A 25,803-nucleotide genomic window follows, 5' to 3' on the forward strand; every position below is an offset into this window, starting at 1 on the left:
TCACCTCTTTTTCGCATTCACCGCCAGCGGCCGCACATGTTCCAGCAAACTCACCAGCATCTTGCCCGGCTCTTCCCACGGCATCATGTGCGCGGAATGTTCGAACATCACGGTGCGTTTATACGGCGCCTTCACTTTATTCATCCATTCGACCGTGGGCGTGGCCGGCGTCGTGTAATCGTGGCGGCCCAGGAACATCACGACGGGAATCGGGAATGCGCGCACGCCCTTGAAATCGACTTCGACAAATTCCGGCAGGATTTTCCCCAGCGTGTAGACGTTGCCTTCATCGATGGCTTTCGCATCGGCCTTGTCATATTCGGGCGACAGCAGCGGTGCGCCATAGTAGTACTGCGACGAATCGCGGTAAGCCGTCAGGCCGCCATAGTATTGCGGCCATTTGCGCGCCGTGATGATGCGCTCGCGCGTGATCGGCTGGTCGCCCGGATACGGCGCGATCGACGCCAGTTCCTTCAGCGCTTCTTCATTGTTCTTTTCTTTCGCCACCCGCACCGCATAGTCATAGCTGATGCGCTCGTTGTCGCGCACATTGATGACCTGCCCCACGCCGACATACGCATGGAACAAATCCGGCCGTTTCAGCGCCGCCTGCATCCCGACGATGGTGCCCCAGCTGTGGCCCAGCAGGATCACCTTGTCTTTCTTATAGCGCTGGCGCACGTAGTCCGCCACTTCGATCGCGTCATCGACATAACGGGCAATGTGGATGGTGTCGGCAATCGACGCGGGATCGGTTTCGCGGAAAGTTTTCCCGGCGCCGCGCTGGTCCCAGTGCACCACCGTGAAATATTCCTCGATGGGGCGCTGGAATTGCCACAGGGTCGGCATGGCTGTCGAGGCCGGGCCACCGTGGACGAACAAGATGATCGGATTGTCCTTGCTCTGGCCACGCACATTGAGCCACTGGTCGATGCCGCCGATGCGCGTCTTGTACGACTCCTGCAGTCCGCCCGGCGCCAGGATGCGGCCCAGGTCCGCCACCACGGCCCGCTCCTTGCAGCCGGCGTCACCGGCGGCGCACTGCTGCGCGCGGGATGCATTCGCCGCCAGGATCAACACTGCCGCCACCATCGCCAGTTTCTTCATTCCGCCCGCTCCGTCACATGTGAAAAGGCTAGTGTGACACGCACAATATTGCCGTGCAATTAACATGCGTATGGCTACCGACAGTTCCTATAATGGATACAACATCAGGGAGAACACCATGAGCACAGTGGAACGCGCGCTTGCCATTGCACGCGAAGCGCACCAGGGACAAGTCGACAAAGCCGGGGCGCCGTATCTCGGCCATCCGGTCCGGGTGGCCCATTCCTGCGTGTCGGACGATGCGAAAATCGTCGCGCTGCTGCACGACGTGGTGGAAGACTGCGACGGCTGGAGTTTCGAGCGCCTGCGCGCGGAAGGTTTTAGTGACGCCGTGATGGCCGGCATCGACTCGGTCACCAAGCGCGATGGCGAGGTGTATGACGATTTCGTGCGCCGTGCGGCGGCCAACCCGCTGGGACGCGAAGTCAAACTGGCCGACCTGGCCGACAACATGGACTTGTCGCGCATTGCACAGCCCACGGCAAAGGACATCGCCCGTATCGAAAAATACCGCCATGCGACCGCATTGCTGCAGTCGCTCGGCTAGTGTATTGGTGAATTAATTAAAGCCCGCCACCGCGTGCGGGATATACGCTTCTTCCAGCAGGCGGATTTCTTCCTTCGTCAATTTGACTTTCAGCGCCGCCACAGCGTCATCGATATGGCTGTTTTTTGCCGCACCGATGATCGGCGCCGTCACCGCCTGCTGTTGCAGCACCCACGCCAGCGCCACCTGGGCGCGCGGTATGCCGCGCGCTTCGGCCACCTGCTTGACGCGCTCGGCCACGATGCGGTCGGCCGCCTCGGTCGCCGTATACATTTCCTTGGCAATCAGGTCGGTTTCCGAACGGTGGCTCGCTGCATCCCAGTCGCGCGTCAAGCGGCCGCGCGCCATCGGGCTCCACGGAATCACCCCGATCTGTTCATCGGCGCACAGCGGCAGCATTTCGCGCTCTTCTTCGCGGTTGATCAGGTTCAGCTGGTTTTGCATGCTGACGAAACGGGTCCAGCCATTGCGCTCGGCCACATGCAGCGCCTTGGCAAATTGCCACGCATACATCGACGAAGCGCCGATATAGCGCGCCTTGCCGGCCTTCACAATGTCGTGCAGCGCTTCCAGCGTTTCTTCGATCGGCGTGTGGTAATCCCAGCGGTGGATCTGGTACAGGTCGATATAGTCCGTGCCGAGGCGGCGCAGGCTGTTGTCGATTTCCGCCATCAGCGCCTTGCGCGACAGGCCGCGCTGGTTCGGTCCCTTGCCCTGCGGGAAAAACACCTTGGTGGCGATCACCACTTCATCGCGGCGCGCGAAGTCGCGCAGGGCGCGGCCGGTGATTTCTTCGCTGGTGCCGTCGGAATACGAATTCGACGTGTCAAAGAAGTTGATGCCGGATTCCAGCGCATGGCGGATGATGGGACGGCTCTTGTCTTCATCCAGGGTCCATTCATGGCCGCCACGATCCGGCGCGCCAAAGGTCATGCAGCCCAGTACCAGGCGGGATACTTTCAGGCCCGTACGGCCCAGGTTGACGTATTCCATCGCGATCTCCGAGTTATAGGAAAGTTAATATAACCTGCTTCACCCCATCTCACTAGATGCGTAGAGTGATATGACTAACAACCACCGGTTGTAAATCCAGGGCCATCAACCCAACACAGCGTCCGGTACGCCGGGGTAACAGGGTAGAATACCGACCTCAGCGCACAGTACATCTTGCAATGCGCCCACCATGGTAAGCTTCGACTCCCCGCCGTTTCCTGATTGACAATTAACATGGATATCACACTCGTAATTCAGGCCTTCATCATGGGCCTGGTTGAAGGCTTTACCGAATTTCTACCCATTTCTTCCACCGGCCACCTGATCCTGGCCGGCAGCCTGCTCAATTTCGTCGGCGACAAAGTCAAAGTTTTTGAAATCGTCATCCAGACCGGCGCCATCGTCGCCGTCATGTGGGAATACCGCGTGCGGATTGCCACCGTGTTGTCCGGCATGTTCAGCGACAGCCGCGCGCAACGCTTCATCGTCAACCTGATCATCGGTTTCCTGCCTGCCGCCATCCTGGGTTTCCTGTTCAACAAGGCCATCAAGGCTTCGCTGTTCACTCCGGTGCCGGTGGCGCTGGCGTTCATCATCGGCGGCTTCGTCATCCTGTGGGTGGAAAAGCGCGCCAAGGCCAATCCCCACGCGGTGCGCGTGCACACGGTGGACGACATGACCGCGCTGGACGCCTTCAAGGTCGGCTGCGCGCAAGCATTTGCCCTGATCCCGGGCACCAGCCGTTCCGGCGCCACCATTATCGGCGGCATGATGTTTGGCCTGTCGCGCAAAGCCGCCACGGAATTCTCGTTCTTCCTGGCGATCCCACTGCTGCTGATCGCCAGCGCGTACTCGCTGTACAAGGAACGCGCACTGCTGTCGGCCGCCGACTTGCCGATGTTCGGCATCGGCCTGCTGTCCGCCTTCATTTCCGCCTTCCTCTGCGTGCGCTGGCTGCTGCGTTACATCAGCTCGCACGACTTTACGATCTTTGCCTGGTACCGTATCGTGTTTGGTCTGGTTGTCATCGCCACTGCCTACTCGGGCATGGTGGTCTGGGCTGACTAAATACTCTCTATTCAATGAACGATACCGCCGACCGCTCGCTGCACCTGCTGCAAACCGTCTTTGGCTACCCGGAATTCCGCGGTAACCAGGCCGACATCGTCGAGCACGTCGGCAACGGCGGCGATGCGCTGGTGCTGATGCCCACCGGCGGCGGCAAGTCGCTGTGCTACCAGATTCCGGCCATGGTGCGCGACGGCGTCGGTGTCGTGGTCTCGCCACTGATCGCGCTGATGCAGGACCAGGTCGATGCATTGGAAGAAGTCGGCGTGCGCGCCGCGTTCCTGAACTCGACCCAGACCTTTGAAGAGACCAGCCGCATCGAGCGGCTGGTGCGCACCGGCCAGCTGGATTTGGTCTACGTGGCGCCGGAACGCCTGATGACGCAGCGCTGCTTCGACCTGTTCCAGGATTCGAACATTGCACTGTTCGCCATCGATGAAGCGCACTGCGTGTCGCAGTGGGGCCATGACTTCCGGCCCGAGTACATCAAGCTGTCGGTCTTGCATGAACGATTCCCGGACGTGCCGCGCATCGCGCTGACGGCCACCGCCGACCAGCAAACCCGCGCGGAAATCGTGCACCGGCTGGCGCTCGACAATGCGCGCCAGTTCGTGTCGTCATTCGACCGCCCCAACATCCGCTACCAGATCGTTGAAAAGGCCAATGGCCGCAAACAGCTGATCGATTTCATCACGGCCGAGCACCAGGGCGATTCCGGCATCGTGTATTGCCTGTCGCGCAAAAAGGTCGAGGAAACCGCGGAATTCCTGGTGGAACACGGCATCAAGGCGCTGCCCTATCACGCCGGCATGGAACACGCGAAACGGTCCAGCAACCAGGCCCGTTTCCTGCGCGAAGACAATATCGTCATGGTCGCCACCATCGCGTTCGGCATGGGGATCGACAAGCCGGACGTGCGCTTTGTCTGCCACCTGGATTTACCAAAAAGTATCGAGGGCTATTACCAGGAAACCGGCCGCGCCGGCCGCGACGGCATGCCCGCAAGCGCGTGGATGGCTTACGGTTTGCAGGACGTGGTGCTGCAGCGCCGGATGATCGATGAATCCGAAGCGGACGAGAATTTCAAGCGCGTGCTGAGCATGAAGCTCGACGCCATGCTGGGCCTGTGCGAAACGCTCAGTTGCCGCCGCATGCGCCTGCTTGAATACTTTGGCGAACCCGCCACGCCGTGCGGCAATTGCGATACCTGCCTGATTCCACCGGTGTCATTCGACGGCACCGTGCAAGTACAAAAACTGTTGTCGGCGATTTACCGCGTGGACCAGCGCTTCGCGGCCGGCCACGTGGTCGATGTCTTGCGCGGTATGGAAAGTGAGCGGGTGCAAACTTGGCATCACAATAAATTATCCGTGTTCGGCATTGGCGCGGAAATCTCGGAACAGGAATGGCGCGCCATCCTGCGCCAGGTGATCGCACTGGGCCTCGTGACCGTCGATCACGAGCAATACAGTTCGCTGAAACTGACGGATGCGGCACGCCCGGTATTAAAGGGTGAGCACAAGGTGCGGCTGCGCCAGTACCAGAAACCCGTCAAGCACAAGCGCACCTCGTCATCTTCGTCGCGGGACTATGTGGAAACCACGTTGTCGTCCGGCGAACAGGCGATCTTCGAAAAACTGCGCTGGTGGCGCCAGGGCACGGCGCGTGAACACGGCGTGCCGGCTTATACGATCTTCCACGATGCGACCTTGCGGGAAATCGCCAAGATCCAGCCCAACACATTGGGCGAACTGCGCGGCATCAGCGGGGTCGGCGAGAAAAAACTGGTGTCGTATGGCGACCAGATTCTTGCCATCGTGGCGGAAATGGCCTGAGCGGCCCTATACGCCCCGGGACCATCAACCTGGCGGTACGGCATCTGCGTAGGGCGGGTTCTACGAACCCGCCATGCGTGCGTCAATGCGGCGCATGCATGGCGGCTTCGCTGGCGCGAAACCGCCCTACGGGATTTACCACGCGGCTCAAATCCATATCAGGCCAGCGCCAGCCGGTACTTGCCCGGCGGCGCGCCAATCGCCGCCTTGAAACGGTGGCTGAAATGACTCAAATCCGCATAACCACACAGATCGGCGACTTGCTGCAATGGCAAGGCGGTTTCTTTCAACAGCGCGCGCGCCCGGTCCAGGCGGCGCTGCGCGACCCAGCCTGACGGCGGCATGCCAAACGAGACGCGGAACATGCGCGCCAGGTGGAATTCCGACAAACAGGCAATCTGCGCCAGTTCGCCCAGGGTGATGGGACGGGCCAGGTTGGCGTCGATGTAATCGGCCAACCGGCGCCGCACCGCCGTCGACAGGCCGCCGCGCAAACGCGCCCCGGGATCCGTCATCGCCTGCGACTGCAGCAACTCGGACAGGGCCGCATGGGTGATTTCATTGACGCGCAACAGCGCATCGGCGCCCTGCCACGGTGTTTCCACCAGCCGTTCGCACAGCGCCAGCAGGCGCGGATGTTCGAAATAGGTACGGTCGGCCAGGGTCAGTTCGCGCGGTTCGCGGTCCAGTTCCAGCACGGCGCGGCTGGTGAAGTGTTCCGGCATGAAGTAGACGTGCAGCAGGCGCAGGTTGCCCCGCACCATCCACGACGATTCATGCCAGTCTGGCAAGGTGCACAGCCGGTTCGGGCCGCCGTAGACACCCGGCGTGCCATTGCGCTCGGTGCGGTAGCCGCCGCCGAGATAGCACGAAAACGTGTGGTGGCCCGGCTGCGAATACGTGGTTTCCGCCTCGACCGTCTCGCGTTGCCAGATCGCCGCCGCCATGCCATCGCCCAGCCATGCAAAGCGCTCCAGGGTCGCATCGGTGCCGCGCATCGTGTTGAACACAGCGTGCGCAATCGCGTTCGCACCGGGCGCGAAGGAAGCAACGGCTGAAGGGGAATTGGAGGCCATATAGCCAGTCTAGCACCGGGAAAGTCACCTTGCAGGCCAGCGAACAAAAGTGCGCAAGATCAGACAATTGCACCGTAGGGCGGCTTTTACAAAGCCGCCGCAGAGCCGTCGAAACGCATCCATGGCGCCGCGACATTTGCGCAAGCCAAGACAAGCGCATACGTCGATCACCCCGCAAGATGGCAGCATCGAACCTGGGACCACCACCATGAATGCCTTTCTCTACCTGCTCACCGTCCTGATCTGGGGCACCACCTGGATCGCCATCAAATTCCAGCTCGGCGCCGTCCCCGCCCCCGTTTCCATTGCCTACCGTTTCTGGCTGGCCGCCGCCGTCATGCTGATTGTCCTGCAACTGTTGCGCAAGCCGGTGTGGCCGCCGCGCGCCGCCTGGCCTTATTTGCTGGCGCAGGGCCTGGCCCTGTTTTGCTGCAATTTCCTGTGCTTTTATTACGCCAGCCAGTGGGTGCAGAGCGGCCTGGTCGCCGTGGTATTTTCCACCGCGCCGATCTGGAATGCGCTGAATGGCCGCCTGTTCCTGGGCCGCGCCATCAAGCCGCAAGTGGTGGCGGGGGCATTGCTTGGCTTATCCGGCATTGCGCTGCTGTTCCTGCCGCAAATGCAGGGACACTGGAATGACAGCGGCATGCTGGCCGGCCTGGCGCTGGCGCTGCTGGGCACCCTGTTCTTTTCAACCGGCAATCTGCTGTCGAGCCGCATGCAGGCGCTGGGCCTGACGCCCTGGACCACCAACAGCTGGGCCATGCTGATCGGCGCCACGATACTCACCACCGGCGCGCTGGTACTGGGCATGCCGTTCACGTTCGAACCGAGCGCGCGCTATGTGGGATCGCTGCTGTACCTGGCGATTCCCGGTTCGGTCATCGCGTTTACCGCCTACCTGTTGCTGGTGGGCCGCATCGGTCCCGACCGCGCCGCCTATTCCACAGTATTATTCCCCATCGTGGCGCTGACGGTGTCCACGGTGTTTGAAGGCTACCACTGGAGCGCCGCCGCATTCGGCGGGCTGGCGCTGGTATTGGCAGGCAACCTGCTAGCCTTCCTCCCGGGCCTGCGCTGGCCCTTTAACAAACCCGCACTGGAATAGGAGTACCGGATGGACCATCAGGCAGCAGGCAGGACCCGCGCCCCTTCGACCGCACCGTTCGCAGCGTTTGCCACGTCCGCAATGGCGGCGATGGCGGTAGCGATCGCAACCTGCCTGCCTGCCGCCGCATCGGCTGCCGCTCCTGCCACTGCAGCAGCCGACACCGTGTACCGCAACGGCTACGTCTACACCATCGATGCGCAAAACAGCGTGCACCAGGCGCTGGCGGTGCGTGCCGGCCGCATTGCCTATGTCGGCGATGACGACGGTGCGCAAGCGCATATCGGCAGCCGCACCCGCGTGGTGGATTTGCAGGGCCGCATGCTGATGCCGGGACTGGTCGACGCCCACATGCACCCGCAATCGGGCGGCTCGCGGCTGCTCAATTGCAGCCTCAATTACGAGCGCCTGACCGTGCCGCAATTCCAGGCCCGCATCCAGGCCTGCCTGGACCAGGAAGCCGATGATCCGCGGCGCTGGCTGATTGTCGTCAACTGGTTCCAGCAAGGCATGCAGCCGGAAACTGCGGACATGACCCGCGCCGTGCTCGATACCCTGAAAACCCGCCGCCCCATCGTCGTACGCTCGTCGTTCGGCCACTCCGTACTGCTCAACACCAAGGGCTTGCAACTGGCCAAGGTCACGCGCGATGTGAAAGATCCGCCGGCCGGAAAAATCTCGCGCGACGCACACGGTGAACCGAGCGGCCTCCTGGAAGACGCCGCCCAGGATATGGCGATGGACTTGTTGCCGGCCCTGACGCCCAAACAAAACCTGGCCGCCACCAACGCCGCGCTGGACGCGATGCGGCGCCAGGGCGTCACCACCTTCCTCGATGCGTTTACCGACCCGGAAACCCTGACGGCCTACCGGCAAGTACAACGCGCCGGCAAGCTGACGGCGCGCGCGCATTTCGCCGTGCTGATCGACCATAACAAGGAAGCGCCGGGCAAGGGTGTGGCCAACGCCGTCAAACTGTCCCGGCAATTCGACCAGGGCGCGATCCGGCCCGCGCCCTCGATGCAGGTGCGCCACGCCAAGCTGTTCATGGATGGCGTGATTTCCGCCCCCGCGTTTACCGGCACCATGCTGGAACCCTATTGGGTCAACCGTGGCACGGCGGAGACACCTGACTGGGGGCCGGGCGATAACAAAGGACCGGACAGCTACTTCAGCCCCGCGCTGCTGCGCGCCACCCTGCACGCACTGGCCAAGGTCCGTATCGATCCGCACATCCACACCGATGGCGACCGCGCCGTGCGCGACACGCTCGATGCACTGCAAGCTGTGCGCACCACCCCGGCCGGCAAGGCGCTGCGGCCCGCGCTGGCGCATGCGGAAATCATCGACCCGGCCGACTATCCCCGCTTTGCGCAACTCGATGCGACGCCGGTGCTGTCATTCCAGTGGGCCAAACCCGCGCCGGACACGGTCGGCGCGCTGAAGGATTACATGGGGCCGCAACGCTATGCACTGGTGGAACCGCAAGCCGTGCTGCAGGCGGCCGGCGCCCGCGTGGCATTCGGCAGCGACTGGCCGGTCGATCCGCTGGACCAGTGGTTTGCCCTGAAAGTCGCCGTGACCCGCGCGGCGGCGCCGGATGCGGGCGCGGAATATGCGGGACGGCTGACGCGGCAGCCCGGCATGTCCGTGGCGGATGCGCTGCGCGCGATGACCATCAACGCGGCCTACACGCTGCGCATGGAACATCAAACGGGATCGCTGGAAGTGGGCAAGCTGGCCGATATGATCGTGCTGGACCGGAATGTGTTCACCATTCCGCCTGACGACCTGGCCAATGTGAAGGTGGAACAGACGGTGGTCGGAGGACGCACCGTCTGGCCTTGACGATTATTTTTTCGTGAACACCAGGTCCCACACGCCATGGCCCAGTTTCAGGCCACGGTTTTCAAACTTGGTCAGCGGGCGGTAAGCCGGTTGCGGCGCATAGCCGTCGGCCGTGTTTTGCAGGCCCTCTTCCGCGCCCAGCACTTCCAGCATTTGCACGGCGTAATCTTCCCAGTCCGTCGCGCAGTGGATGTAACCGCCCGGCGCCAGCTTTTGCACCAGGTGTTTGACGAATGGCGACTGGATCAGACGGCGCTTGTTGTGGCGCGCCTTGTGCCATGGGTCCGGGAAGAAGATATGCACGCCGGCCAGTGAATTGTCGGCCACCATGAAGTTCAAGACTTCGACCGCGTCATGCTGGATGATGCGCAGGTTGGTGAGCTCTTGCTCACCGATCAGTTTCAGCAGGCTGCCGACGCCGGGCGTGTGCACTTCAACACCGATGAAATCCTTGTCCGGCATGGCGGCGGCGATATGGGCGGTGGTGCCGCCCATGCCAAAGCCGATTTCCAGGATCACGGGCGCCTTGCGGCCAAACGTCTGCTCGTAGTCCAGCGGCGCTTTGGTGTATTCAACCAGGAATTTCGGGCCGTGCTCGTCCAGCGCGCGCGCCTGTCCGGTCGACAGGCGTCCGGCGCGCGTCACAAAACTGCGGATGCGGTGCTCGGTCGGGTCATACAGCATACCGCGCACAGGACTGGTATTCGGCTTGTTATCAGGCGTATCAGAAGACATGGATGTGCATAAAAATCGGAGACAATCCACCATTATACGTCCGTTGCCGCCATCGTCCTCCAGCCTGCGATAATAGCGGCCTTGTTTCCCTCACCGTTACCGATATGATCGACGCACTCTTGCTGGCCGCCATGGCCCTGTCGCTGGCCGCCATGGCCTGGCTGCTGAAAGGCGGCTTCCGCGCGCCCGCGCCACCGCCCGCCGCGTTGAAAGACACGCGCGCCTATACGCCGCCTTCCCCGCCGGAACCGGCGGCGCACTGGTCCGACGGCGGCCGGATGCAAACCGAAGTGGTGGCCGAATCGCGCTATGCCGACACGGTGCGGGAACTGGCGGGCCAGCACGGCGACGACGGCGCCGACACCCGTGCGCCGGCCGTGCTGATGGTCGATGCAGCCAATCCCTATGACGACAAGCCGGTCGCCGTCTTCGTGGCGGGCAGGATGGTGGGCTACCTGGCGCAGAAGGATGCACAGGCGTTCCGCGCGCAGCTGCTGCGCCAGGCGCTGGAAGGGCAAGCCGTGTCGTGCGACGCCGCCATCCGTGGCGGCAAATTATGGAATGGCAAACACCTGACCTACGCGGTGTGGCTCGACATCGAACCGCAACGCTGACGATATTCCCGAGGCGTTGTCACATTGACCTTCAGTTCAATTGGAACACGCCGATAAGGACAGCAGACGGGCTGCTTCGTATAATGGCGGGACCCCGCAAGCTGCATGGACGTGCCATGACGGCCTCGTTTTCATGGAGTTTGTATGACCACTGTCGCAATCAATTATTCCCAGGCGACGCTTGATGCGCTGGCGGCGCAGCGCGCCAGCGCTCCCATTGCCCCGACGCTGGGCAAGGTCTTCAACCAGGTGATCCAGGCCGGCTACGACTTCGCCGCCAACCACTATTACTACAGTGACATCCTGCTGGAAGCGCCGGAAGGCTGGCTGACGTACCCGGACGGCGCCTACCAGTATTTTTATGGCATGACCAAGACGGGCACCACCAGTGGCGCCATTACCGCCACCCGGCTGGAAGATTATGTGCCGGATGCCTACAAGCTGACCTATGACGGGCAGCTCAAGTTCGGCTATACCACCACGCCCACCAGCGGCACCGTGCTGACCAACGAAGGTGGCACCATCAACAGCGTCGCGCTGGAATCCCGGCTGGCCGCCAGCGATGCGCTGTATGACAAGGTGTTCGGCAATACCGTCACCACGGTGAAAGGCGCGCTGTCCACCGTCGATACGGTCCAGTTCAACAGCACCATCACATCGATCGACATCACGGCGGAAAATGTGCTGGCCTCGACCCGGATCACCGGCTCGATCACTGCATCGGGCAATACCGTCGATGTCGGACTCGGCACGTCCAGCGCCACGGTGAGCGGCACCCTGACGTCACTGGTCCAAACCTATGTGGATGGCAGCACGTTTACCATCGGCAGCCCCATGGCCGCCACCGGCGCCCTGGTGCTGGACGACCGCATCCTGGCCGACAGCACCTATTTCTCCGGCAACGACACCATCAGCGTCACCTTGCCGGCCAGCGTCACCAGCCTGACCAGCGCATATAGCGCCAATGGCGGCGATGGCAACGACCGCATCACCATTACCGGCGCCGGCAGCATGCTGTCGGCCAATGGAGGCAACGGCAATGACACCATCGTGCTGGGCGACCATGGCCACACAGTGAACGGTGGTACGGGCATGGATACCGCCATCTTCAGTGGCACGCGCGCCACCTACACGGTAGCGGCCAGCACCAGCGCCGCCGGCAACAGCACGGTCACCTTGAACGGCGGCGCCAGCGACACGCTGTCAGGCATCGAACGCATCCAGTTTGACAATGCCTACCTGGCGCTGGACATCACCGGCAACGCGGGCCAGGCCTACCGCCTGTACCAGGCCGCCTTCCACCGCACGCCCGACTCGGCCGGCCTGGGTTACTGGATCAAGCAGATGGATAACGGTATGAGCTTGCTGGATATGGCGCGCAACTTTTCGCATTCCGCGGAATTCCAGTCGCTGTATGGGGTAAATCCCACCAATGATGAACTGGTCACCAACTTTTACCGCAACGCGCTGCACCGTGAAGCGGAACCGGCGGGCCGCGCATATTGGCTCGATGTGGTGGACCGGGGCCTGGTGACGGCCACCGAAATGCTGGCGTTTTTCAGTGAGAGCGCGGAAAACCAGGCGGCGGTGCAGCCGGTGATCATTACCGGGATCGCCTACACGCCCTACGGTTGAAGTTGAAGAGTGATGGCTGTTGGCAACACCGCCGGTGTTAACAGCTTGTAAAGGATAACTTTCGGATAGTAATATCAAAGCGAAAGTTTTATTTATCCGGTGCAAGTTGCCCAACGACTGGCGCCGGATGACCACCTCGTGCGCTCCGAAGGAGAAGTCTCATGGCTGCAATTGGGAATAGTCCTAAGCCTTGCCAGCGCACCGATCAGCGGACGGAAGCTATCGTCCAGCATGCGATCGCGCTGATGTCCGTTGCCGGCGTCCAGGAAGCGGCGCGCTACCTGCGGCGCTTCAACGTCGCACCGGAAACCATAGAACGGATCGTGGGGAATGGCCGGCGGCGTTTGGTGCCGCTGCGCAGTGTGCGCTGACGAGAAGGAAAGCTGGAGCGGGTGAAGGGAATCGAACCCTCGTATGAAGCTTGGGAAGCTGCCGTTCTACCATTGAACTACACCCGCGTTAGCCGCATTCTACGCGGCTTTGCACGTTGTTGACAAGATCGCAAACCGGGTAGTGTGATGGGATCGAGATCGCCGAAATCATGAAGCAGCAGGTTTTGCCCTTTGCAGACCCGAGGCTACCACTTACGCTCAGTTGTCCGTCAACTTCAGGTACTTCACCAACAGCCGCTCGTGCTCGGCCTGCCGTACTTCCGCCAGCGCTTTCCAAATCTTCTCCGCCATGCCGGGATGACGCTCGTTAAACTGGTGGCTGATCTGCAGATAGTAATCGCGCGTGATAATGGGCGGCCCGGATTTGACGATGCCGCTGAACGCGGCATTCTTACGCAGCACGATATCGCCGAAATCCGTCAGCTGCGCAAAGCCGTCGGCACGCCCGGCCTGCAGCATGCGGAACGCGTCGTCCGGGCTATTGACCTCTTTAACCGCGATGCTCATGTTGCGCAACTCGCTGACGATAGCATAGCCACGGATGGCAATCAGGCCATACTGGAGATTGGCAAAGCTGCGGCCATCCCACGTCAACGGTGCATCGCGCAGCTTGTACAGGCTATAAGACTTGGTGTCAATGCGGTAGCGCCGGTCATCCCGGCCGTCCACCATCGGGTAAATACCCAGCTTCATGCGCTCGGGCCGGAAACTGCTGGAAAACACCCCGTCGATCGTCCCCACCTCCAGCTCGGCCAGGCAGCGCACCCATGGTTTGCGGTAAAACACGATGCGCAGGTTCGGTATCTTTTTTTCAATCATGCCGACCAGTTCCACCACGATGCCGGGATTGCTCAGCATGGTGGTGCCGACGCCCATGTGGTCATGCGAGTCCTTGTCTTCGTAGGCGACACGAAATTCCACCGCCTGCGCCCGGGCGGCAGGCGGCGTAAGGAACAGCCCCCCAAGAATCAGCAGCACGCGCAAGGCAATCGGCATGGTTTTCCTCGCAGATGGCAACCTCAAAAACAACGGCTTCTCCAGTGTAACCGAAGCGCAAACGGCTGCGGGCAACGCTGCTTACCTGAGCGCATCCATCCAGGACGGCATGCCGCTGCCAGCCGCCATTCCAGCAGTGAACGACACCCGCATGCCTCGCACGGCTTATTCCGGCGCCTGCACCGTATAGCCTTTGGCCTGCAATTCCGCCAGCAAGCCTTTCGGGTTCATTAATTCACGCATCGACAGCACCGCGAACGTGGTGTTGTTGGCGGCCAGCGCCTTGTCCGCCGCCGCCAGCCACATCGTGCGCTGGCGCTGTTCGGCGTCTTTCAGCGCCACCTGGTCGCGCATGCCGCCGGCGCCGAACACGGCGTCGTTGCAGGCTTTTTCACGTGTGTTGAAATCGACTTTGCGGATCACTTCCATATCGCCGATCGCCCAGGCCGCCGCCCGCTCGCGCATGGCGCCGATCTCGCTCTCGACGCGATCGAGTGTCTTGGCAAAGCATTCCGCATCTTCCATCGGCGTCTTCTTGAAGTTGCGTACCGTCTTGACCGGATCTTCCATATCGAGCGCCAGATGCGTGGGCGTGAATTTGACTTTGTGCTGCTTGGCCATCTGGTCGATGGTCTTGGTCACGTCCCGGCTGTTCGTCAGTCCCGCCTGGGACAAGCCTTTGCTCATCAAGTTTCCCGCAGCAAAGAACGGACGCTGGCGCTCGATATCGTCATCGGCGCCGATATATTTTTCCTTCAGCGCCAGCCAGCGTGCATAGGTGTCGGCCGGCAGCACGTCTTTGAGGCGCGCGCCATCCGGATTGTTTTGAATTCCAGGCAGGAACGGCAGCACCGTCAGGCTGCGGAAAAAGCCCACTTCCACCGACACGCCCGGCATGCCGATGTATTCCTGCGCTTGCGACAGGATGGATTCGACCTGCTGCGAACGCCATTCCATTTTTTTCGGCAGCGGGCCATACGTGCCGAAGATCCACATGACGTGGTCACCGCTGCTGACTTTCCATAAGCCCGGGCCGGGGCGTTGGCCCGTGATCTGGATGGATTGCAATTCCTCCACCGCCGCTTCGGACGATACAGGTGCGGATGCGGGTGCGGGTTCAGACTGGGACCAGGCGGGCGCCATGGCGGCGCACAGGCACAGCGCGGGAATCAAACGTTTCAGCATCGGTCATCTCCTGGAAAGGGAAGCCGATGTTACAACGAAGAAATTTAAATCTGACAACTCATTCGTTACAAATTGTGTAAGAACGCGATCCGGCGGCGGCAAATTTTGTCAAACCCGTGCCATGCGGGTATCGTCATGGTCCTGTCCCGCCTGATCCACGTTGACGCCATGCCCAAGCCAGCCCGCCTGATTGCCTCCACATTGCTTTCCATGGCGGCGCTGGCCGCCTCCGCGCAGGCGGCGCTGCCGCAAGCGGCCGGTATCACGGACAACATGCCAGCCTTCCAGCAAGCGTTGAAAGCCAGGCTGGCATTCCCGCTGGCGTGGTCACCGCAAGTGAACGATCTGACCGCGTGGCGCGCGGCGGGCCGCGCCAGGGTATGGGAAGCGACCTTGCAGGCGCCGGACCACACACCCTTTGCACCACAGGTGCTGGCCGAGCAAGACCGGGGCGCTTACGTGGCGCGCGACATCGTGTTCAGCGTGAATCGCGACAGCCGCGTGCGCGCGCTGCTGCTGGCGCCGAAAGGCGCCGGCCCCTTCCCCGCCGCGCTGATGCTGCATGACCATGGCGGAAAATTCGACATCGGCAAGGAAAAAGTGATTGCGCCGTGGGGCGATGCGGCGCGCATTAGCGCGTCACAGGCGTGGGCCGACAAATATTTCAGCGGCCGCCACCTGGGCGATGAACTGGCGCGGCGCGGCTACGTGGTGCTGGCGGTGGATGCGCTGGGCTGGGGCGACCGTGGGCCGCTGACGGGCGAGGCGCAACAAGCGCTGGCGGCCAACAGTTTTAATCTCGGCACCTCGCTGGCGGGCATGATGGCGCAAGACGATGTGCGCGCCGCCGCGTTCCTGGCAGCGCAGCCGCAAGTGGACCCGCGCCGCCTGGCCGCGATTGGTTTTTCCATGGGCGCTTACCGCGCGTGGCAAGTGGCGGCGCTGTCCGATGCGGTGACGGCCGTGGTGGCGGCCAACTGGATGGCCACCACCGAGGGCTTGATGGTGGCGGGGAACAACCAGTTGAAAGGCAGCTCCGCATGGCACATGCTGCACCCGGGCCTGGTGCGCTATCTCGATTACCCCGACATCGCCAGCCTGGCCGCGCCCAAGCCGGCGCTGTTCCTTGCCGGCGCCAGCGATCCGCTGTTCCCGGCCGCCTCCGCGCAAGCCGCGTTCAGCAAGATGGCGCTGGTGTGGAAAGCATGGCAGGCGCCCGGGCGCTTCGAGGCGCGCATGCTGCCGCATGCGCACGCATTTCCCAGGGAAGCGCAGGACGCCGCATTTGAATGGCTCGACCAGCAGTTTCAGCGGGCAACCCCATAAACCGGATCACGCCCGCAACAGCAGCAATGCCTGGTTCGGCAGCGAATTGGCTTGCGCCACCATGGCCATGCCGGCCTGTTGCAAGATTTGGTTGCGGGTCAGTTGCATGGTTTCCGTCGCGTAGTCCGCGTCGCGGATGCGGGAGCGGGCGGCGCTGGCGTTTTCCACGCTGTTGACCAGGTTATCGTGGGCGGCGCTGAGGCGGTTTTCCGTTGCGCCCAGCATGGAGCGCATGGCATTGATGCTGTCGAGCTTACCGTCGATAAAGTCCAGCATGCTGGTGGCGCTGGCCGCCGTACTGAGGTCGATCGGCGGGTCGCCGGATCCCACGGCCCGCACCGCCATGACCGTGGCGCCGGTCGCCTGGGGCGGGATGACACCGCCGGCGAATCCCGCGATGCCGGGATTGCTGCCCGCGATGACCACATTTTCCGCATCGATCGACGCGATATTGGTCAGCGTGACTTTGCCGTGATGCATGGTGGCGGTCAGGCCCAGTCCGGCCGCCGCCGTGCCGCCGATAGCAATATCGCGCCCGTCGGCAGCTTCCAGCGTGATGGTGCCGCCGCTGGCGCTGGCGACCACGCCCGAACTGCCGGCCGCGCCGCTGATGGCGCCGGCGGCCGCCGCCGCATAGGCCGCCGGCGAACCGCCGGAAAAGCCGCCGATCGCCACGCCATTGATGGTCAGGTCGCCCGCTTGCGCCGTCCCGCTGGCGCCCGCCGTGCCGGACACCTGGTTTTCCGCCGTGGCGGTCACGCCGGACGGGTTGGCATTGTTGATGGCGCGCGCCACCGCCCAGGCGGAAAAACTGTTTTGCCCCGGATCGATGCCGGCCGCCGACGCGCCGATCACGCCGCCGTTGATCACCAGGCTGCCCGTCGCCAGCGCGCCCTGCACCTGCCCGACGGCCTTGACCTGCATGACCGGCGTTTCCACCAGTTTGATCTGGGTCTGGTTGGCGGGAATGACGGCCGGAATCGCCAGCGACACGGTTTGCCCGACTTTGTCGCCGACCTGGAAATCTTCGCGGAACGAGCCGTCGAGCAAATTGAGGTTGTTGAAACGGGCGCCCTGGATGATGTCGGTGTTGGCCTTCATCAGCGCCGTCACTTCGCCCTGGATCGACTTGCGGTCATCGGCCGTGTACGTGCCATTGGCCGCCTGCACCGCCAGTTCGCGGATGCGCTGGAAGTTATTGGCCAGCTGGCTGGCCGCCCCGTCGGCCACCTGCAGCAACGAAATCCCGTCATTGACGTTTTTCGCGGCCCGGTTCATGCCGTTGACACCCGCCGTCAGGCGCTCGGAAATCGACAGCCCCGCCGCGTCATCTTTCGCGGAATTGATGCGCATGCCGGAAGACAGCCGCGCCATGCTGACGCCAACATCGGACGCCGACCGCAGTAAGCTGCGGCCGGCCGTCATCGCATCGATGTTGGTGTTGATTTGCATTTTTTGCAATTATCCAGGGAAAGGCGGTTCTACGCTGGGTAACGGCAGGTTAACCGGCCGGCTTTAACTGGTGGAAACAAATAAAGGCGGAGTGAGTACTTACAGCAATATGGCCTGCGCTGGCGGTGACGCTGGCATGGCGGCTTCCGCTTTGCGGAAACCGCCCTACTCAGTTTGATCTTGCGGGTGAAAAAAGGGGCCGGTCAGGCCGGCAACAATTCCGTGCGTTGGTGGACCAGCGCCAGCTGCGCCTCATCCATGCGCGAGGCCGCCGCCTGCATGTAGCGGGCCGCGCCTTGCGCGCCGCCCTTGTCGGCCATGGCCAGCCACAGCCACGCCTGCGCCATGTCGGCCGGCACGCCCTGGCCGCTGTAATACATCAGGCCGACATTGAACTGGGCCCGCACGTGGCCCTGCTCCGCCGCCCGCAGGTACCACATCAGCGCCTGCGCATAGTCACGCCGACGCGCATCTTGCCTCATCCCCTGTCCGATATCCTGCCCCGCGCCCGGTCCGAGGCCCTGGCCGGTATCGAAGCGCAGCCCGATTTCAAACTGCGCCAACGTATGGCCCTGCTCCGCCGCCCTGGCATACCACTGCGTGGCCTGGGCCGGATCGGGCGCCGGGCCGTCATCGCGGTCCAGCAATTGGGCCAGGTTGTATTGGGCCGCCACGTAATCCTGTTCGGCCGCCTTGCGGTACCACAGCAGCGCCTTGCGCGCATCGTGCGGCACGCCGCGCCCGGTTTCATAGCGCAGGCCCAGGTCGAATTGGGCGCGCAAATGGCCCTGGTCGGCCGCCTTGCGGTACCAGAACACGGCTTCCTGCGCATCTTGCGGCACGCCGTTGCCATTGTCATACAGCAGGCCAAGGTGATACTGGGCGGCAGGGAAACCCTGTTCCGCCGCCTTGCGGTACCACTGTTCCGCGCGCAGGTAATCCTGCGCCACGCCCTGGCCATGGTCATAGCGCAAACCCAGGTTGTTTTGCGCGGCCGCGTGGCCCTGCTCGGCCGCCTTGCGGTACCAGTGCAGCGCCTTCTGTTCATCGCGCGGCACGCCATGGCCATTATCGTAAATCAGCCCCAGGTTGAATTGCGAGCTGGCGTGGTTTTGCTCCGCCGCGCAGCGGTACCACTGGATCGCCTGCGCGCTGTCCTGCTGCACGCCGTCACCCTTGTCATAACGCAGCGCGAGGTTGAACTGGGCCGGGGCATAGCCCTGGTTGGCCGCCTTGCGGAACCAGGAAATGGCCTGGTGCACGTCCTGCTGCACGCCTTGGCCATTGTCATAACGCAGCGCCAGGTTGAATTGCGCGCGCGGATAGCCCTGTTCGGCCGCCTTGCGGTACCAGTGGATCGCTTGCCGGAAATCCTGCGGCACACCCTTGCCGGTGTCATACATCATGCCCAGGTTGTTTTGCGCCCCCGCGTCGCCCTGCTCGGCCGCCTTGCTGAACCAGTACATCGCCTGCTGCGTATCGGACGGCACGCCCTGGCCTTTGGCATACATCCAGCCCAGGTTGTACTGCGCCGCCGCATAGCCCTGCTCCGCCGACAGCTGGTACCAGCGCGCCGCCTCGGTCAAGTCCAGTTCGACGCCCTGGCCCTTCTGGTACATCACGCCGAGGTTGTATTGCGCGTGTTCCAGCCCCGCGTTGGCCGCTTGCCGGTACCAGGCCAGCGCCAGCTCATAGCTTTGTTCGACGCCCTGGCCATTGAAGTACATGAAGCCCAGGCTGTGCTGGGCGTTGGCCACGCCGCGCTCCGCCAGGTCTTTGACACGTAAAAACTCGGCGGTGTAACTGCTGGCGCCCGAAGCCTCCGCTTCCGTGGCCGTATATTTCTGCATGATGCTGCCTTATGCCTGGATCGCCACCATCGACGGCGCCGCGTGCAGCACTTGCGGCGACAGGTCGCCCGCTTCCTGCCTTTGCAGCACCGTAATGAAGTCCGTCAGCGAAATCGGCCGGTGGTACAGGTAACCCTGCATCGTGGTGCAACCGTTGGCCTGCAGGTAGCGCGCCTGCGTAGCGGTTTCCACGCCTTCCGCCACCAAGTGCAAGCCCAGGCCGCGCGCGATGGAAATGATGGCGAGGATGACCGGATAGTGGCCATGCTCGTCGTGGATTTCCTTCACAAACGACTGGTCGATCTTCAGGGTGTGGATCGGGAAACGGTGCAGGTAAGACAGCGATGAATAGCCGGTGCCGAAATCGTCGATCGCCACCGAGACGCCCAGCTGGCACAGTTTATTCAACTGTTCGATCGCATACAGCGGATTGCGGATGCAAATGTTTTCCGTGATTTCCACTTCGATCTGCGCCGGCGAAATGCCATAGCGCGTCAGCGCGCCACGCATCTTTTCAAAGAAGTCGCCACGGTCCAGGTATTGCGGCGACAGGTTCAGCGACAGGCGCATATGCTCGCCGCCCGCCGCGTTCCACTGCAGCAGGTCGCGGCACAGCGCGCCCAGCATCCAGTCGGAAATCGGCAGCATCAAGCCGTTTTCTTCCGCGAACGGCAGGAACTCGCCGGCCGACAGCAAGCCGCGCTGCGGGTGATTCCAGCGCATCAAGCCTTCCGCGCCCGTGATGCGGCCGGTGTTCACATCGACCTGCGGCTGGTAATACATTTCCAGCTCATTATTTTCCAGCGCGCGGCGCAGTGCCTGTTCCAGCGCGATCTTCTGGTGCGACATGTCCAGCATCGAGTTGTGATAGAAGCTGTGGCCGTTCTTGCCCAGCGCTTTCACCTGGTACATCGCGATGTCCGCATGGCGCAGCAATTCATCGATGGTTTCACCGTCGGACGGATAAATCGCGATGCCGATCGAGGCGGAAATGTGGACCTGGTGGCCATCGAGATCGAACGGCTTTTGCAAGGTTTCCAGGAACTTTTCCGCAATGACTTTCGCATCCTGGCGGTCGCGCAATTCCGGCAGCACAATGGTGAATTCATCGCCGCCCTGGCGCGCCAGCGTATCGCCACGGCGCAAACAGTCTTTCAGGCGCAAGGCGGCCTGCTGCAGCAATTCATCGCCTTTCACATGGCCCAGCGTATCGTTGACCAGTTTAAAACGGTCCAGGTCGACGAACATCACGGCCAGTTCGGTCAGCTTGCGCTTGGCCTGGATCACGGCCAGGCCCAGGCGGTCCTTGAACAGCATGCGGTTCGGCAGGTCGGTCAGGATGTCGTGATATGCCTGGTAGGAAATCACTTCTTCCGCGCGCTTGCGGTCCGTGATGTCGCGCGCCACGCCGTAAATGCCGTAATGCTGGTGCCGCGCATGTTCACTCTCAGGCACGTGCATGCCGATCGCATTGAGCGGTATCGTCATCAGGGTATTGCTGAACGTGCGCTCGATGCCATTGCCTTTGCAGCGCAGGCGCAATTCCACGTTGCGCGAGGCGCGCTCGTCGCCACGGCGTTCGGTGAACACATAGCGCGCGCGTTCCTGGTCTTCGTCATGCACCAGCACCGAGTAATGCCGGCCGATCAATTCATCGCGCGTAAAACCCAGCAACTGGTAGGCGCGGTCATTGACGAAGGTGATGTGGCCTTCGTGGTTCAAGGTGTAAATGATGTCCGGCGAGCTGTCGACCAGGTAGCGGTACATGCGCTCGGAATTTTCCAGGCGCTGTGCGATGCGCTGGTTTTCAACCGCGAGGCGGCGCTGCTGCAGCGCGTTTTCCACGGTCTTCAGCAATTCTTCGCGGCTGTACGGCTTGCGCAGGTAGTCATAGGCGCCGCGTTTCAGCGCGCCGATCGCCGCTTCAATGCCGACGTCGCCGCTCATCACGATCACGTCGGCATCGATGCCTTTGCCGTTCATGAAATCCATGATTTCATGGCCGCTCATGTCAGGCAGGCGCAGATCAAGCAGCACCAGGTCGAAGTGCAGGCGGTTCAGCTGCGCCAGCGCTTCGCTGCCGCACGTGGCCGTGACCAGGGTGTAATCGCGGTCGCGCAGCAATTCATACAGCGACGACAGCAATCGGGGTTCATCGTCCACAAGTAACAGCCGCGGGCAGTAATCGCTGGTAAGCGGTACCGCGTGCGGCGCGTCAGTTGCCAGATGCAGGGTTTGGGCGTTGGCAGGAGTCGCGTTCATCTCGGATTTAGACTGAATCCATCGCCCGCGCTTGTACGCTGGCGATTTGGCTGGAGCTGCCGCGGGCCGGCAGCAGGATTTCGAAGGTAGTGCCGGTTTTCCCGCTACGGCATGTCACCATGCCGTTTAACTTCTTGACCAGGCTGTGGACGATCGACAGTCCCAGCCCATGGTGTTTACCTTCCTTGTCGCTGCGCACCGGCGTAAACAGGTTGGCCAGCACATCGGCCGGCATGCCGGGACCACTGTCGGCGACCACCAGTTCCAGGTACAGGCGGCGCTCGCGGTTGACGTGGCCACGGTTGGCGATTTCAATCTTGCCGCCGCCGCGCAGGGCTTCCACGGAGTTCTTGATCAGGTTGACCAGGATTTGTTTGAGGACGTCCGCGTCGCCATCGATTTCCGCCGGCTCATCCTGCATGCGTACCAGGATCTGCACCGAGGCCGGCACGAATTCGGTGGCGCGGAACAGGCGCAGCACATCATCGACCACCCGCGCGACGTTGGTGACTTGCGTGGTGTCGGTCGGCTGCAAGTCGGCCAGGCCATTGATCAGTTGACCGACGCGGTCGATTTCCTCGTTCAGGATCGACATTTCGCCGACCACCGGTTCACGCCGCGCCAGTTTGGAGTCCAGCACCGACAGGTAATTCTTGATGATCGACAGCGGGTTGTTGACTTCATGGACCACGCGGCGCGACGCTTCGCGGTATTCCTCGGCCACGTGCGCGATCTGGCGCCGCGCATGGCCACGCTCACTGAGCGCTGTTTCCAGCGCCGATGCGGCCTGGTTGCCAAACGCCTGCAGGAAGCGCTCGCGCTTCTGGTACGACGGCAATTGCCAGGCGGCCGTACCGCCAATCAGCACGCCAAGGCAACGCTGGCCCGCCACCAATGGCAGGCAGACCAGGCTTTCCGAACCGAGGATACGGAACAATTGTTCTTCGGCGATGCCCAGGTTCGGTTGGCCCACCCGGGTCAGCAGCGCCAGCTTGCGCTGCTGCGCGCTGGCCGCAATCGCGCCGCCTTTGGCCAGCGGAATGGAAAACTCGGCCAGACGCTGCTGGTGCTCGCCGGCGGCCACGCCGACCAGCGCCTGGCCGGTCGGGTTTTCCAGCAAGATCACGCACGAACTGAAATCAAACAGGATGCGCGCCGAACGTGTCATCGCTTCCAGCATGCCGGTTTCGCCCTGCTGGCGCGCAAAGGTCTGGCCCATTTCCTGGACCAGCACCATGTTGCGCACTTCTTCGGACAGGCGCTGCTGCACCGGATCGGCCGGCGGCATGTAGGCGGGCGGCGGCACGATATCGTCCGCGCCGGCCAGATCGATGCCGAGGTAATCGGCGGATTTTTCCACCTGGCGCGCGGCGGCCTTGACGATCGCATGCAGCGTCTCGCCCTCCAGGCTGCACAGGCCCGCGCCGGTGGCCACGGCTTCATCCACATCGTCGTGATTGGCCAGCACGTGCGCCAGGCGCACGATGCGAATCAGCGGATGGGCCGATTCCAGGCGGCTGACCGGTTCGTGGTGGTACAGCACCGAATCGGCCAGGAAGGAATCGAGGTTCCAGCGTTCGATCAGCCACGCGCCGGCTTCGGCATGGGTGATTTGCAGGGTGCGCTGCTCGACTGCGCACAAGTCTTCGTCGTCGCGCGCCGTGAAATTGAACGCATATTCTTTCGGGGCGGTGGCCAGCAAAGCCAGGCGTCCCACGTTATGCAGCAAGCCCGCCAGGTAAGCTTCTTCGACGTGCGGGTATTCCAGGTTTTTGGCGATATCGCGCGCAATCACGGCGGTGGTCAGCGAACTTTTCCAGAACGCGCGCAAGTCGGTGCTGCCGGAATGGGGGAAGCTGTTGAAGGTCTGGAATACGGATTCGCTGATGACCAGCGTCTTGATCATGTCCGTGCCCAGCGACACCAGGGATTGTTCCAGTCCCACCGCGCGGCCGTTGCGGTGATAGGCGGAACTGTTGGCGACCGCCAAGATCTTGCTGGTCATCCCGGCGTCCTTGGCGATCAGCGCCGCCAGCTCCGGCATGCCGGCGTCGTCCGCCTGCAAGTGCTCGATCAACTTGATCAATATCTGCGGCATGGCCGGCAGACGGGCAATCAGCAAGCGATTGCGGATGTCATTGTCTGATTGATGCATCGTATCAAGCATTTGCCGCTAAGAGTGGACGTCGACGAAAGTGCAAGCGCCCAACGGCATCGGCGCTTAGCAAATGATAAAAAGCCATCTGACCACAGATAGTGATGCATGGCAACTTTTTTGCATGGAAAAATCATACTAGCACAAACGAAGTCGGCAACTTATCAGACCAGGGCATTACCCTAAACTATTTTCTAAAGTTGCCGTTATAACTCACCGTCCGGCTGGCGTAGTAGCATGCTACGGTATTGTCTTGACGTCAACCATAATGCCAGCGCTGTCAACGTAAAAGTGAGTTGACCGTAGGCCAGCCACAACACCGAGTGCCATAGCGCCGGTGCGATCGCCCCCGCCACCACCGCCGCCAGCAGTGTTACCGTGAATGACTGGCAAGATGCCGCCGTGCCCCGCAAGTGCGGGAACAAATCAAGACCTAACAGGGTGGCAGCCGGCGACACCGTGGACATCCCGATCGTGTAAAAGAACAGCGGCGCCACGGTCCAGGGCAATGCGGGCGGCTGGAACAGGTGGTACAGCACATTGCAGGCGGCCGCCGCCAGCATGAAGCCGAAGCCGATCGCGATCTGGCGCGCAAACGAGATCTTGCCCGCGATGCGGTTGGCGAACAGCGCGCCCAGGAAAATACCGCTGACGGCGGGAATGAACAGCCAGCCGAACTGGTCCGGCCCCAAATGCAGATGTTGCGGCAGCATGAAGGGCGCGGCGGTAATGTAGACAAACAAGCCCGCGAAATTCAGCGCCACCACGGTCGCCTTGATGTGGAACAGCGGCGAACCCAGTACCGTGCGGTAGTTGTGCAGCAAATAGCGGGGATTGAACGGTTGCCGCTTATGCAACGGCAGGGTTTCCGGCAAACGCCGCCAGCACACAATAAACAGTCCGATCGTATAGACGAACAGGAACAGGAAAATCGCCCGCCAATTCAGGTGCTTGACGATATAACCGCCGAACACCGGCGCCAGCGCCGGGGCGATGGAAAAGATCATGGTCACCATCGACAGCAGCCGGGCCGCCTGCGCATCGGCATAACGGTCGCGGATGATGGCCCGCCCGACCACCACCCCGGCGCCGGCCGACACGCCCTGCAGCACGCGGAAGAACCATAAATAATGGACGTTCGCGGACGCCGCGCAGCCCATGGTGCCGATCGCGAACAGCACCAGCGAGACCAGCACCACATTGCGCCGGCCAAAGGCATCGGACAGTGCGCCATGCCACAGCACCATGCCGGCAAATGCCAGCATGTACGCGGTCAGGCTTTGCTGCACTTCCAGCGGCGACGCGTTCAAGCTGGCCTGGATGTCGGGAAACGCAGGCAGGTAGGCATCGATGGAAAACGGGCCCAGCATGGACAGTGACGCCAGCACGAAGGCCAGGGCGACCCGGGACAGCGGTTTGTGGTGACTGGGTTCGGGCGGGGGGATGTGGACGTCGTCAGAGGATGTGCTGGCGGGGGAGTCTGGGAACATCTGGGAGTCCTCATTGCGCCGCCAACACGCGGCATTGAATGCGTAGGGCGGTTCGCTTAGCGAGCCGCAATGCATGCGTCCCGGCGGCGCATGCATGGCGGGTTCGTGGAACCCGCCCTACGTTGTCAC

21 protein-coding genes and 1 tRNA gene are annotated in these 25,803 nt (G+C 62.3%); 10 read left to right on the top strand and 12 right to left on the bottom strand.

Translation table 11 applies throughout. From position 1 onward, the window contains the following. Positions 1-1,107: an alpha/beta hydrolase gene (locus tag AC1RRC_RS15285; protein ID WP_493056341.1), complete on the bottom strand. Its 1,107-nt coding sequence runs from the start codon at positions 1,105-1,107 to the stop codon at positions 1-3. Positions 1,108-1,225: 118 nt separating this feature from the next. On the opposite strand from AC1RRC_RS15285, the gene AC1RRC_RS15290 reads away from it, so the two are divergent. Then, positions 1,226-1,654, top strand: a complete 429-nt coding sequence (locus tag AC1RRC_RS15290; protein WP_493056342.1) for an HD domain-containing protein — start codon at positions 1,226-1,228, stop codon at positions 1,652-1,654. A 12-nt stretch (positions 1,655-1,666) separates the two neighbouring features. On the opposite strand, the gene AC1RRC_RS15295 is transcribed toward AC1RRC_RS15290, so the two are convergent. Further along, the gene (locus AC1RRC_RS15295) at positions 1,667-2,647 is read right to left on the bottom strand and encodes an aldo/keto reductase (protein WP_493056343.1); all 981 of its coding nucleotides are present in this window, start codon (positions 2,645-2,647) and stop codon (positions 1,667-1,669) included. A gap of 234 nt (positions 2,648-2,881) precedes the next feature. On the opposite strand from AC1RRC_RS15295, the gene AC1RRC_RS15300 reads away from it, so the two are divergent. Next, entirely contained in the window at positions 2,882-3,715 is an 834-nt protein-coding gene (locus AC1RRC_RS15300; RefSeq protein WP_493056344.1) for an undecaprenyl-diphosphate phosphatase, read from the top strand. Between the two features lie 14 nt (positions 3,716-3,729). Further along, entirely contained in the window at positions 3,730-5,550 is a 1,821-nt protein-coding gene (gene recQ / locus AC1RRC_RS15305; RefSeq protein ID WP_493056345.1) for a DNA helicase RecQ, read from the top strand. A gap of 158 nt (positions 5,551-5,708) precedes the next feature. On the opposite strand, the gene AC1RRC_RS15310 is transcribed toward recQ, so the two are convergent. Further along, the gene (locus AC1RRC_RS15310) at positions 5,709-6,626 is read right to left on the bottom strand and encodes a helix-turn-helix transcriptional regulator (RefSeq protein ID WP_493056346.1); all 918 of its coding nucleotides are present in this window, start codon (positions 6,624-6,626) and stop codon (positions 5,709-5,711) included. Positions 6,627-6,834: 208 nt separating this feature from the next. Between AC1RRC_RS15310 and AC1RRC_RS15315 the strand changes: the two genes are divergently transcribed. Further along, the gene (locus tag AC1RRC_RS15315) at positions 6,835-7,734 is read left to right on the top strand and encodes a DMT family transporter (protein WP_493056515.1); all 900 of its coding nucleotides are present in this window, start codon (positions 6,835-6,837) and stop codon (positions 7,732-7,734) included. Between the two features lie 9 nt (positions 7,735-7,743). Continuing rightward, the gene (locus AC1RRC_RS15320; RefSeq protein WP_493056347.1) at positions 7,744-9,582 is read left to right on the top strand and encodes an amidohydrolase; all 1,839 of its coding nucleotides are present in this window, start codon (positions 7,744-7,746) and stop codon (positions 9,580-9,582) included. A 3-nt stretch (positions 9,583-9,585) separates the two neighbouring features. On the opposite strand, the gene trmB is transcribed toward AC1RRC_RS15320, so the two are convergent. Next, positions 9,586-10,266: a tRNA (guanosine(46)-N7)-methyltransferase TrmB gene (trmB, locus tag AC1RRC_RS15325; RefSeq protein WP_493056516.1), complete on the bottom strand. Its 681-nt coding sequence runs from the start codon at positions 10,264-10,266 to the stop codon at positions 9,586-9,588. A gap of 155 nt (positions 10,267-10,421) precedes the next feature. On the opposite strand from trmB, the gene AC1RRC_RS15330 reads away from it, so the two are divergent. The 3 genes from AC1RRC_RS15330 to AC1RRC_RS15340 all read left to right on the top strand — a co-directional run bounded on the left by AC1RRC_RS15330 (position 10,422) and on the right by AC1RRC_RS15340 (position 12,937). Continuing rightward, positions 10,422-10,931, top strand: a complete 510-nt coding sequence (locus AC1RRC_RS15330) for a hypothetical protein (RefSeq protein ID WP_493056348.1) — start codon at positions 10,422-10,424, stop codon at positions 10,929-10,931. Between the two features lie 144 nt (positions 10,932-11,075). Further along, entirely contained in the window at positions 11,076-12,566 is a 1,491-nt protein-coding gene (locus tag AC1RRC_RS15335) for a DUF4214 domain-containing protein (RefSeq protein ID WP_493056349.1), read from the top strand. 161 nt (positions 12,567-12,727) lie between these two features. Continuing rightward, positions 12,728-12,937, top strand: coding sequence for a hypothetical protein (locus AC1RRC_RS15340; RefSeq protein ID WP_493056350.1), 210 nt, complete (start codon positions 12,728-12,730; stop codon positions 12,935-12,937). Positions 12,938-12,950: 13 nt separating this feature from the next. Here the strand turns inward: AC1RRC_RS15340 and AC1RRC_RS15345 are convergent. Then, positions 12,951-13,024 (bottom strand) — tRNA-Gly (locus tag AC1RRC_RS15345). Between the two features lie 132 nt (positions 13,025-13,156). Next, positions 13,157-13,954, bottom strand: a complete 798-nt coding sequence (locus AC1RRC_RS15350; RefSeq protein WP_493056351.1) for a substrate-binding periplasmic protein — start codon at positions 13,952-13,954, stop codon at positions 13,157-13,159. On the opposite strand from AC1RRC_RS15350, the gene AC1RRC_RS15355 reads away from it, so the two are divergent. Then, the gene (locus AC1RRC_RS15355; RefSeq protein WP_493056352.1) at positions 13,953-14,144 is read left to right on the top strand and encodes a hypothetical protein; all 192 of its coding nucleotides are present in this window, start codon (positions 13,953-13,955) and stop codon (positions 14,142-14,144) included. The genes AC1RRC_RS15350 and AC1RRC_RS15355 overlap by 2 nt on opposite strands. Here the strand turns inward: AC1RRC_RS15355 and AC1RRC_RS15360 are convergent. After that, on the bottom strand, positions 14,120-15,139 hold the full coding sequence (locus tag AC1RRC_RS15360) for a TraB/GumN family protein (RefSeq protein WP_493056353.1): 1,020 nt from the start codon (positions 15,137-15,139) through the stop codon (positions 14,120-14,122). The genes AC1RRC_RS15355 and AC1RRC_RS15360 overlap by 25 nt on opposite strands. A gap of 135 nt (positions 15,140-15,274) precedes the next feature. Here AC1RRC_RS15360 and AC1RRC_RS15365 point away from each other — a divergent pair, with 135 nt between their 5' ends. After that, the gene (locus tag AC1RRC_RS15365) at positions 15,275-16,465 is read left to right on the top strand and encodes a dienelactone hydrolase family protein (RefSeq protein ID WP_493056354.1); all 1,191 of its coding nucleotides are present in this window, start codon (positions 15,275-15,277) and stop codon (positions 16,463-16,465) included. Between the two features lie 6 nt (positions 16,466-16,471). On the opposite strand, the gene AC1RRC_RS15370 is transcribed toward AC1RRC_RS15365, so the two are convergent. The 5 genes from AC1RRC_RS15370 to AC1RRC_RS15390 all read right to left on the bottom strand — a co-directional run bounded on the left by AC1RRC_RS15370 (position 16,472) and on the right by AC1RRC_RS15390 (position 25,674). Next, positions 16,472-17,917, bottom strand: a complete 1,446-nt coding sequence (locus AC1RRC_RS15370; protein ID WP_493056355.1) for a flagellin N-terminal helical domain-containing protein — start codon at positions 17,915-17,917, stop codon at positions 16,472-16,474. Positions 17,918-18,120: 203 nt separating this feature from the next. Next, positions 18,121-19,767, bottom strand: coding sequence for a tetratricopeptide repeat protein (locus AC1RRC_RS15375; protein WP_493056356.1), 1,647 nt, complete (start codon positions 19,765-19,767; stop codon positions 18,121-18,123). Between the two features lie 9 nt (positions 19,768-19,776). After that, on the bottom strand, positions 19,777-22,029 hold the full coding sequence (locus AC1RRC_RS15380) for an EAL domain-containing response regulator (RefSeq protein ID WP_493056357.1): 2,253 nt from the start codon (positions 22,027-22,029) through the stop codon (positions 19,777-19,779). A 7-nt stretch (positions 22,030-22,036) separates the two neighbouring features. After that, positions 22,037-24,184 (bottom strand): HDOD domain-containing protein, encoded by a 2,148-nt coding sequence (locus AC1RRC_RS15385; protein WP_493056358.1) that lies wholly within the window; start codon positions 24,182-24,184, stop codon positions 22,037-22,039. Between the two features lie 206 nt (positions 24,185-24,390). Next, positions 24,391-25,674, bottom strand: a complete 1,284-nt coding sequence (locus tag AC1RRC_RS15390) for a multidrug effflux MFS transporter (protein WP_493056359.1) — start codon at positions 25,672-25,674, stop codon at positions 24,391-24,393. Positions 25,675-25,803: the final 129 nt, after the last annotated feature.

The organism is Pseudoduganella sp. GW821-FHT12E03, from assembly GCF_058807115.1.